The 10,619-nt window shown below is 51.4% G+C and carries 9 protein-coding genes; 5 read left to right on the forward strand and 4 right to left on the reverse strand.

The window, feature by feature from the left end:
* The first annotated feature begins 138 nt into the window (after positions 1-138).
* From Q0R57_RS14060 to Q0R57_RS14070, 3 genes are all read left to right on the forward strand, one after another.
* On the forward strand, positions 139-897 hold the full coding sequence (locus tag Q0R57_RS14060; protein ID WP_294749038.1) for a succinate dehydrogenase/fumarate reductase iron-sulfur subunit: 759 nt from the start codon (positions 139-141) through the stop codon (positions 895-897).
* 670 nt (positions 898-1,567) lie between these two features.
* Entirely contained in the window at positions 1,568-2,809 is a 1,242-nt protein-coding gene (locus Q0R57_RS14065) for a VapE domain-containing protein (RefSeq protein WP_294749039.1), read from the forward strand.
* Between the two features lie 157 nt (positions 2,810-2,966).
* On the forward strand, positions 2,967-3,410 hold the full coding sequence (locus tag Q0R57_RS14070) for a DUF6078 family protein (RefSeq protein ID WP_294749041.1): 444 nt from the start codon (positions 2,967-2,969) through the stop codon (positions 3,408-3,410).
* Positions 3,411-3,532: 122 nt separating this feature from the next.
* On the opposite strand, the gene Q0R57_RS14075 is transcribed toward Q0R57_RS14070, so the two are convergent.
* The 4 genes from Q0R57_RS14075 to Q0R57_RS14090 all read right to left on the reverse strand — a co-directional run bounded on the left by Q0R57_RS14075 (position 3,533) and on the right by Q0R57_RS14090 (position 9,252).
* Positions 3,533-6,283: an outer membrane beta-barrel protein gene (locus tag Q0R57_RS14075; RefSeq protein WP_294749042.1), complete on the reverse strand. Its 2,751-nt coding sequence runs from the start codon at positions 6,281-6,283 to the stop codon at positions 3,533-3,535.
* A gap of 13 nt (positions 6,284-6,296) precedes the next feature.
* Complete coding sequence (locus tag Q0R57_RS14080; RefSeq protein WP_294749044.1) at positions 6,297-7,874, reverse strand: hypothetical protein; 1,578 nt, start codon at positions 7,872-7,874, stop codon at positions 6,297-6,299.
* 234 nt (positions 7,875-8,108) lie between these two features.
* Positions 8,109-8,762: a Crp/Fnr family transcriptional regulator gene (locus Q0R57_RS14085; protein ID WP_366516874.1), complete on the reverse strand. Its 654-nt coding sequence runs from the start codon at positions 8,760-8,762 to the stop codon at positions 8,109-8,111.
* On the reverse strand, positions 8,755-9,252 hold the full coding sequence (locus Q0R57_RS14090) for a hypothetical protein (protein WP_294749048.1): 498 nt from the start codon (positions 9,250-9,252) through the stop codon (positions 8,755-8,757). The genes Q0R57_RS14085 and Q0R57_RS14090 overlap by 8 nt, the downstream gene beginning before the upstream one ends.
* A 710-nt stretch (positions 9,253-9,962) precedes the next feature.
* Between Q0R57_RS14090 and Q0R57_RS14095 the strand changes: the two genes are divergently transcribed.
* Positions 9,963-10,214 carry a hypothetical protein gene (locus tag Q0R57_RS14095; protein WP_294749050.1) on the forward strand — a complete coding sequence of 84 codons (252 nt, stop codon included), beginning with the start codon at positions 9,963-9,965 and terminating at the stop codon, positions 10,212-10,214.
* Complete coding sequence (locus tag Q0R57_RS14100; protein ID WP_294749052.1) at positions 10,214-10,486, forward strand: Txe/YoeB family addiction module toxin; 273 nt, start codon at positions 10,214-10,216, stop codon at positions 10,484-10,486. Before Q0R57_RS14095 ends, Q0R57_RS14100 begins: the two co-directional genes overlap by 1 nt.
* Positions 10,487-10,619: the final 133 nt, after the last annotated feature.

The following is a 10,619-nucleotide window of genomic DNA, read 5'->3' on the forward strand; positions in this document are numbered from 1 at the left end:
TCAAGGAGCCACTGGAGTACGAGGCAATCAAGGTACAGACACGTAACTATAAGAATTAATATGCAAGCCGAAGGCAGAGTCAAGCTCGCTTGAACTCTGCTGAGGCGCAGCTTTTAATCATCGAAGATAATTAAAATTATGGCAAAGAATATTTCATTTACAATAAAGTTCTGGCGCCAGAATGGCCCCAAGGACCAGGGACATTTCGACACCCACGAGATGCACGATATTCCCGATGATACCTCGTTCCTCGAGATGCTCGACATCCTGAACGAGGAGCTCATCAACGAGGGCAAGGAGCCCTTCGTATTCGATCACGACTGCCGCGAGGGTATCTGCGGTATGTGCTCGCTCTATATCAATGGTACGCCTCACGGTCTGACTGAGCGTGGTGCTACAACCTGTCAGCTCTACATGCGCCGTTTCAACGATGGCGATGTCATCACCGTAGAGCCTTGGCGCTCAGCTGCCTTCCCCGTGATTAAGGACTGTATGGTCGACCGTGGTGCCTTCGATAAGATTATCCAGGCCGGTGGTTACACCACTATCCGCACAGGTCAGGCTCAGGATGCCAACGCTATCCTCATTCCTAAGGAGGATGCCGACGAGGCTATGGACTGCGCTACATGTATCGGTTGCGGTGCTTGCGTAGCAGCTTGTAAGAACGGCTCTGCCATGCTGTTCGTGTCGTCTAAGGTGTCTCAGCTCGCCCTGCTTCCTCAGGGCCGTGTAGAGGCCGCTAAGCGCGCTAAGGCCATGGTTCTGGCCATGGAAGAGGCAGGCTTCGGAAACTGCACCAACACCCGTGCTTGCGAGGCTGTCTGCCCGAAGAACGAGACCATCGCCAACATCGCCCGTCTGAACCGTGAGTTCATTAAGGCAAAGCTGGCTGACTAATGTAATTACACATTATTTATAATAAGAACAGCGTATCCATCTGGGTACGCTGTTTTTTGTTGGTCTCTGAGATAATCCCTCTTCTCCAAAGAGATTAATTTTTCCCAAACTGGGAATATTTTGTTCCCAGCTTGGGAATGAACAATTCCCTGCCTGGGAATAATTGGTGCAAATAAGGCTGCATTTTCGCACAATAACCAAGCCTTATTGACAGATAATGTCAGGTTATTGGGCTTAACTCTTCACTGGCGTAAGCCGATTCTTCACTCTTCACTTTTCACTCTTCACTAAAAATCTCTCATCTCTCCCGTCGGATAACGAAAAACCCTTTAAATAAAGGGATTTTGCGATTTTCATCCCTCCCATCATCCCTCCCATATCTCTCCCTTCAACACTCCCTTCATCTCACCTATCGACTATTGACGTCGATTTTAACATTTGAAATAAATTGAAAATAAAATCAGGAAAGACTTGCAGGACATGATTATTTTTTGTAACTTTGCCAACAAGTTGGCGAACTTACTGGGCACTCGGAAATACTCAAATGAATTTGGTATTTCGCTCGTTTAATCGAAACTTTGCCCCATTGAAAAACACTTTGTGAAAAGCGTGAAAATATTGCTTAAGGAAAAGGCAAAAAGGAAACTGATAATCTTTAAAAATCTTTATAATGGACAAAAACATGACCACTACTGCTGAGGCACTCGCTGCTTCACAGGAGGCAACGCTCGTCATCGAGTTGTTCCTCAACGAGAACTATCACTTCCGTAGGAATGTTCTGAACGGAAAGGTTGAATTTGCTATGCTGCCCAAGGAAACTGGGGCAACACTCTCTGGCGCCTCTGATGAGGCTGAATTGATTTACAGGCCGTTGACACAGGCTGCTCTGAACAGCATCGTGATTCGTGCCAAGCGCGAACAGGTGATGGAAAAGGGCAGTCCGAAAGCGGAGATTACGGAATATGTGCAGTCGGAGGAGGTTCCTGAGCACAATCCTGTTCAAGGCTTTCTAAGCAGTCTGCCCCAATGGGACGGACAGAACCACATTGCCCGCATCTTCTCTCGCATTCCAGGCATCACCTCTGAACAGCTGAACTACCTCACCATCTGGCTGCGCTCGGCTGTGGCCCACTGGATGCAGATGGACATGCTGCACGGCAACGAGTGTGTGCCAACGCTGATTGGCAGTCAGGGCTGTGGCAAGACGACCTTCGTGCGTCGTTTGCTGCCTCAGCATCTGCGTCAGTACTATCTGGACCACCTGAACCTGTCGAACAAGTTCGATAAGGAAATGGCGCTGACGAACAACCTCTTTGTCAATCTGGACGAGCTAGACGCCATCCGTCCCTCTCAGCAGTCGTCGCTGAAGCAGACGCTGAGTGTCAGCAAGGTAAACGGACGTCCCATCTTCGGACGTGCCCAGGAGGACCGCACGCGATTTGCCTCGTTTGTGGCAACTACCAACAACCGTCATCCGCTGAAGGATGTCACAGGCTCGCGTCGCTACATCTGCATCCTGATTCCTGACGGACAGATGATTGACAACACGGGCGACATTGACTACGGTCAGCTGTATGCGCAGGTGATGTACGAACTGCTGGAACAGAAAGCACCCTATTGGTTCAACAACGATGAGGTGGCCCGCATTCAGCAGCTGAATCAGGACTTTATGGAGAAGAAGGACCTGGGCGAGATGTTTGTGGCTTGCTTCCGTCAGCCTCATGAGGGTGAGGTGGTGAAGACGATGAACTGTGACGAGATGATTAGCCTCATGCAGAAGGACTACCCCACTCTACAGAACACCGTTGGCAACAAGGTCAGGCTTGGAAAGACCATCTCGGCTCTTGGTTTCAAGCACAAGGAGCATTCCCACGTAGCTTACTACGAGGTCATACCACTAAAGGCCGCATGAGGGTGACGGGAGAGATAAGGGAGAGATATGGGAGGGATGAAAATAATCCCTCCCGTGCTCAAACCCCTTTGTACAAAGGCGATTCCAGCGATTATGGGAGAGATGAGGGATAATTCAATTGAGAGTTGAAAGTTGAAAATTGAAAAAAATAAAAGTTATGGAAGAAAAAGAATTGAAAGCAGAAAACATTCCTTGGGGCTATGCCCGATGTTTCAACGATGCTTGCAAGTGCAAGGAGAATTGTATGCACTATCTGGCCAATGTGTTGACGAACCAGCAGGATCGGTTCATTGGTCAGGCTGTGTTTCCTACAGCCTGGCAGCAGGACGAATGTCCTTGCTACTGCGAGAAGCGACTGGTGAGGAAGGCTTGGGGATTTAGTCATCTATATGATAATGTGCCCAAATACCATAAGGCGGAGGCCCGTCAGCGTGTGCGCTCATACTTTAGCGCAGGCATGGGTCCCTACTACCGTTATCATCACGGTGAAAACAAGCTTTCGCCCAAACAGCAGGATGACATCATGCAAATCCTCGCCAGCTTTGGTAGTACCGAGGGCATCCATTTCGACCATTACGAAACGGACTGGGACTTTGAATGACAGAACATGCAATTATCCAAAAACGATTATCTTTTTTGGATAATAAAAACTACCCATTGTAGTAATCAAAGCGAGCCACTAATCATCAGAGGCTCGCTTTGGACTCATGTTTCTGCGTTGTGTCAACGTACTGTCCCTGTGTCACCTTTCTTTGCCTCCAGTTTATACCTAAAGGTGAGGGTGGCGTAGTGATGGAGGAAACTCCTGCCACTCTCGGTATGAGTAGTGGCGGTGATGGCGGAGCTGTAGTCGGTTTCCTTGTTCAGGAGGTCGCGGGCAGCAAGGATGAGTTCGGCGCGGTTCTTCAGGAACTTATAGCTGACTTCACCATTAAGGACGAACAGGTTGTTGTTCATCGCGTCTGAGAGGTAGCCACGATTCAGGTAGAAGTGCGGGTCTAGCGTAAATGTCCACTGCTTCAGGTGATAGCGGACGTTCAGCTGTGTGGAGTAGCGGAAGATGTTCTCTGTGTTTTGCGCCGCGTCGCTGTAGGCATAGCGTTCCCAGTTGAACTCATGGAAGGACGAGACGGTCAGATGGTCTATCTCATAGATAAGCCCCAGTCTATCCCTCAGATGCGAGGACTGCTGGCGGTTGTAGCTGAGACCCGTCTGCTCGTCCACCATCGTCAGGATGCCGTATGACGCATTCCAATTCTCGGACAACGTGTTCTGGAATTGCAGGTTCTTGGCCAGCGTGCGGTCGTAGCTCAGTTCCGCGCCCCAGCTGTTGCCACCTCTGACGTTCTGCTTCTGCGCCCGATAGCCACCCGTCTGCGAATTGTAATGCAGTACGGTGCCGATGGGGTCGTAGGTCTTGGCGTAATTCACGGCGATGCCGAAAGCCTGACTGCCACGGGTGAGCATGAAGTTATAGCGGAGGCTGGCATTGAGCGTCCGAGTGGTCGTGAGGCCTGGATTGCCTTCGTAGATAAACAGCGGATTGGTGTTGTCGGTATAGGCGATGCAGTCAATGAGGTCGGCAGGGCGCTCGTCGTATGAGACATTTCCTTTCAAGCTCATCTGCTGACGGGTGCGGTAGGTCAGTTCTAGCGAGGGACGCAGGAGCAAGAGGTTACGGCGGGCTACGGTGTCAAGGGCAGCACGGCGGTAATCTGTTTGCTCGTGGCGGTGCGTCAGTGCAAAGGCTGGCTTCAGCGTAATCTTCCGTAGCGTCAGGTTGGCATCGGTTTTCAGTTCGTTCAGCCATTGGTCATCCTCTCTGCGGAAGCTGTTGGCCGCGTCAATCACATCGGCCCGCAGGCGTTGCTCATCGCGGAAGTTGTGGTCGTAGGCCGACATCCATTGTGCATGAAACATGGCTTGCTTGGTAAAACCGTGACTGAAGCCGAGCTGTGCGGCGGCGTTCAGGTGGCGATTCGGGGCCTCGTAGCTTTGACGGTCAGTGGCCTGCGTAGCCGTCTGCTGGTAGCGGTATTCACCTGTGGAGTTGCCGTGCTCCTTTGCGTCAGAGTAGCCTACGCTGGCTCTCGCTGTGATGGAGCCTTTTGGCGTGTAGTAAGTCAGGTTACCGCCGATGGTGCCATTAAACAGTCTCGTTGCCGACAGGGAGCTGAAAGTGGAAGTGTTGACGGGAGTAAGCGAAAGCGTTATTCCCGACGTGCCGTCGCCTACCCGTCGCCTTTCAAACGTCTCTTGTTCCTCGTGCCTGCTGGTCTCGCCTCTTTCATATCCCGCATGAGCCGTCAGATACAGCGTACTCTTGGGACTCAGATTAAGGAAAGCCGAGAAGTCGAGCGGTGCCTTGAACTGATGCTCGTAGCTGTCACGCTGGCTGTCAGTCTGCGTGGGGGTGGTACCGGGGAGGAAGGTCTGCACGTTCTCCCAACTGCTTTGCGGCCGGTCAGTATGATTGCCCCCAGCGGTCAGGGTCAGATAGCTGTCGCCCTTCACCTCGTAGTTCGGTCGCCAGGCGTGTTTGTAGCCAACGGATCCCATCTGCTGCCGCACGGCGGTTCCTCCACTCTCTCCTCCAAAACTGCCCATGGTGTGCGTCAAAATTCTTTTGGGTTCGTCGCCCACATGCCCGAACAGCATCACAGGGTCGGAATCGCTTAGGCGCATACCGTCGAACTCTGCGCCGTAGTGTTTGCTTGTGTAGCCAGTAGCCTCGACGCTGCCATACCAGTTATCCATGAATCCCGGCTTGATGGTCACGTCGAGCACCTGCTGCTGATTGCCGTCGGCCACACCCGTGCGCTCTTCCAGTTCACTCTTCCGCTCGTATGCCTTCACGTCAGCCACGGCTTCCACCGGCAACCGTTTCAGCAGCAAGTCCTCGCTCAGCGCCTCCTTGCCGTTCATCCTGATTCGAAGCGGCTTGCCATTCCAAAGCAATTGGTCATCCTCGATGGTGACGCCCGGCAGCTTCCGAATCAAGTCCAGCAGACGGTCGCCGTCCTCCATTTGGAACGCACCAGGGTTGAATACCACCGTGTCGCCGCGCATGTAGAAGCGTCGCTGTGCGCCCTTTACTAGCACTTCCTTCAGCAATACCTCGCTGGGCTGTAGCAGGATGTCGTCAATGTGGATAGTGTCGCCCGCGTCCGTTCCCTTCATGCGGACGACGTTGGTCTTATAGCCAAGGAAACGGGCACGAAACGTGAGGCGTGACCCGCCACAACAGCTGTAGGTGAAACATCCTAGCGAGTCGGTATAACGGACCCACTTCACGGTGCATAAGTCGGGGACTTCCTCTGTCACTTCCACATGGGCACCGTACAAAGGTTCGTGGGTTTCTGCATTAAGCACACGACCATGAATGATGTCGGCTTGCACGGTCTGTATGCCAAAGAAAAGGCATAGCAAGGGCAGGATGCGGAGCCATCCGCATCGAATGAGATTGATTTCCATTATGAATTGTAGTTTAGAAGTTTGCTATTACTTGGTCGAAGGTTACGTTCGAGTCGGTTACGCCGAAACCATCGCGTTTCAGTCTTTGCTTACGGTGCTGTACCGCCGAGACGGATATGACGTAAATGGCCGATAGGGCCGTGTTCGACAACTTCAGCCGTGAGAGCATGCACAGCCTAATATCATCTTCCGAAAAATCCGGGTGGTCGCGTCGCAGCCTACTGACGAACTGGTCGTCTGCGGTGTCGAGCGTCATTTCGATTTCCTGCCAATTGCGGGCATTGATGATGGTGCGCTTGCCTGCCGTTGGTTCCAGCATGTCGAGGATCTCGCTTTTGTCCATGATGTGCCCGCGCAGCATGGTAATCATCGTGTCCTTTTGTCGTAGGCGTTCGGCCAGCTGTTCGGTCTCGTGTTGATGGGCAATGCGCTCTGCCTCTTGGCGCTGCCGTGTCTTGATGTGCCAATTGCGGAAGAAGAGCGCAAGCAACAGCAGGCTCAACAGGAGAATGACGATGGTTGCCGTCATCAGGCGTCGTTGCAGGGAGGCGGTTTTCATCACATAGCCAGCGGCCAAGTAGGTGTCCTGTGAAGTGCTGAAGGCGTTGACGGCGTTCTGCCAGACTGACTTGAAGTCCGGATTGTGCTTTCTTTCACCCTTCGCGTCAATTCCCTGCAGAGCCTCTTCGTACATATCAATTGGTATGCTGATTTCTAATATCTGGTGCGTGGTGTCGTCACTATAACTATAAGCAGACATATACGTATGATTCGGAGCGGGTAAAGCCCATAACGAGTCCAAGCATTGAAACACGGAATCGCAGAGAGCTGGGGTCGGCTTTTCCTCATGATGACGGGCGACGAGGGCAGCAGTGCGCTCTAAGGATGGAAAATTATGAAGGTCGAATGGACCATTCTGGAGGACGGCATTGCCATAGTCGTTGAGCAACGTCAGCAGCCAGCGTGTATGGTCTGGCGAATAGCGGTAATGCTCCAAGGCCCTGGTCAGAAATAAAAGCTGCATGACATCCTTGGAACGCTGGGCTAAAAGACGGTAAGCGCGATAGGCCAGGGCATGGTCTTCGCTTGCCTCGGCACAGTGGATGGCCAGATGCAGGAACTTGGCGGTATTGGCCTTTTCACTATGCCATTGGCTCAGTACCAAGCAGATGCGCCCAAAGCGTCGAAGGGCATCACGGTCATCCGCCGTGCCGCCAAGACTTGCGTGTTCATAATAATAATATATGTACAAAAGCGTGCTGTCGGCAATCAACGCCTTCTCATCAACGCTCCCATACACCGCCGTACGATTGAAGTTCCACGTTGTTGAGTCGGCCGACAGGCAGGAGGTTGTATCGGCATAGTACCGTTGCCAACGCTCTTCATGCGCCAGGGCTCGCACCAAGTCATAGCGCATGCGCCCTTTCCCGCTCAACGTGGCCGTGTCTATTTGCGACAATAGCGTACTGGCACTGTCGGGATTGCTCAGTGACAAAATTTCCACCTCGTTAAGCATACGCGAATGTTGCCCAGTACATCCGAAGAGCATCACCATTAGGGCCGTCATGAAGAACCATTTCATTTGTCTCATACTATAACATCATTTGATTTCGGCTGCAAAAGTACAGCAAAAATCCGAGTCTGGCAAGGCTTTGGGGTGGAAAACGGCTCATTGGCCATCGTCCCCTGACTGTCAGTCACTTGGACTGTTTTTGTCCACCCTTTGTCCACCACTAAGGGTGGACAAATGCAGCTGTGCTACAATTATTTTTATAAATTCGTGGAAATTTTGGCTCAGTCTGGTGTCTTTTGAGCCGATGAGGGGTTATTTCTCTATTCCCGAACTGCGTTCGCCTACCCGTAGCCTTTCGCCAAAGGTGAGGCCCTTGCGAAGTGTGCTCAGATAGCTAGGCGTGATGTTCAGGAACGAGGCGATGTCCTTCAGCGAGAGCATCTGCACCACCTGCGGACAGCGTTCGAGCAGTCGGCGGTAGCGGCTGCGGGCGGTGTAGCGGTAGTGGTCGAGGTCGCGGGCATAGACCATCTTGAATAGGTTCTTCAGGATCTTCACGTCCATCTTCGCCATCTTCGGGTCGTTGTCGAACAGCGCCTGCAGCTCCTGTCCGCTGATGACGCGCACCTCGCACGGCATGTCCGCCTCGATGCTCACCTCCGACACGTCGCCGTCGAGGCAATAGGGGAAGTCGGCCACGAACTCGCCCTCGAAGGCGAAGCCCGTGCAGTAGTCCTTGCCCTCCTCGTCGTTCTTGGACGAGCCAAGCGTCTCCTTCGTCGCCGAGCGGTGAACCATGTACTTGAAGCAGCCCCGCTCCACGAACGCCACCCACTGTGCCGGCTCGCCCGCCTCCTCCAGCGTCTCGCCCCGCTCCATCACGCGCCGCTCCCCGTGCTCCATGCAGTACTCCCGCAGGAACTCCAGGTCCAGCCCCTCCTTGTAGGTATTAAAGTCTTTATTCATTCTTCTTAGGTACTTTCTGCCAGTTATATGTCAGGTGGAGCATCACGTAACGGGGCAGGGTGTTGCGTCGGTTCCACAGCCCCTCAAACATCTTCCACTTCTCCTTGATGCTTAGCCGCTCGGCCATGGTGTCGGCCAAGAGTGCCGCCTGTGTACGGGAGATCAGTGGTTGGTAGTTGTCGTCTACATAACCTGCCTCCTGCGCTTTCTTCCACAGTTCCATCGCCTTGTCGGTGGCAAGTTCTTTAGGCAAGTCCCCTGCCACTTTCTCCGTCCGTTGGAGAGGGCCAGGGTGGGCCCCGATATTGATTTGGTTATCTATGTGCTGGCTTCCCTTCCCATAGATATTAAATACGATGCTGCCTTGGTGATCTTTGTCTTTGCGGTGCATTTGCTCCAACACTTCGTTCACCATTTTCAGGACATCGGCGGGCAGCAGGGCGCCGCGTCCACCCAGAGATTCTGGGTCGTCTTCGTTTCTCTTCTTCATTTTTATTTAAAAATTAAACTTATTTAAGTATTTCCACATGTAACATTCTGATAATTTCCATACTATCAGAATGGAAAAAGGACAAAACGCATATCAAAGCGTTTGCAAAACACATAGGAAAACGGAAGACGTGGACTTGTTACATTAGCACACATCAATCTTTCGGGCTTAGCAGTTTAGGTGCCCATGTACAGATGTAATGCCAAAAAGCCCACGCTTCCGTTATGGCATGCGTGAGCCGACAAGACATCCTTTCCTGTACATTTAACCTATTTGAACTGCTAATTCGAAAGATTGACAAGAAAGCTGTCGATCACTCTGGGCGACAAAGGTAGTGCAATTCGAGCGAAATACCAAATAAATTGGCATTTATTTGCATTTCCTGGATGCAGCCTACTTTCGAGGCAAAGCCTCAAAGTTACTTTTTTCCTTCACATTCCAATACTTTTTGCTGATTATCTTACGGACTCATACTAATTTCAGGTTTAAAGGGTGGGACTTCATCCTTCGTTTTCTCGCCATGGCAGAGTCTAAGACCTCCGAGCTTTGCTCGCCTGAGCACCTTTAAAGAAAGCAAGAAGCGAAGAAGCTCCACTCTACTCATTTGGCTTAATGAAAACGTTTAACTTTCATGTTATTTTATGCGAATTCTTTGATTATTCAGAAATTATTCGTAAATTTGCAGCCAGGAAACATAATTATTTGAGGACATGACAGCAATACAGATGAATGCAGAGATCCTTCGCAATATGAGTATCATTGCTGAAGATGAAAACCTGCTGAAGCGAGCCGCCAAATATTTGCGGAAACTCGTTTCTGAGAAAGAAGCAGACCCAACTCTTCTCACCAAAGAGGAGTTCTTTGCCCGTGTAGATGAGGCAAGAGAACAAATCAAGCGTGGAGAAGGTGTTGAGATGTTGCCTGATGAGTCGTTAGATGAATTTCTACAAAGAGTGGGTTGATGTATAAGATTATCTATTCTCCAAAGGCTATTGAAGACCTTCAGAAACTGAAACGTTCTGAGCCTGCCGCCTACAAGAAAGCCGATAAGTTTATTAAGGAACTGAAAGAGCATCCCCAAACGGGCACTGGTCATCCTGAACCACTGAAAGGCGACCGCAATGGCCAATGGAGCCGTACCATCACAAAGAAGCATCGCTTGATTTACGAAATCTTTGAGACTGAGGTTTATGTGGATGTGCTTTCGGCCTACGGGCATTACGACGACAAGTAGCCCTCCTTTCCTCCCTACCTCCTTAGACAATAACACCATCCCTCTCCCCCTCACCGGCGAGAGGGTTGTTTCGTTTTGTGTAGTTCGCTGATTTTGGTTGTCAGTTTTCTGTCTTTCGACTAGATCAAGTTGA

This window comes from uncultured Prevotella sp. (assembly GCF_946407605.1).
Taxonomy (GTDB): domain Bacteria; phylum Bacteroidota; class Bacteroidia; order Bacteroidales; family Bacteroidaceae; genus Prevotella.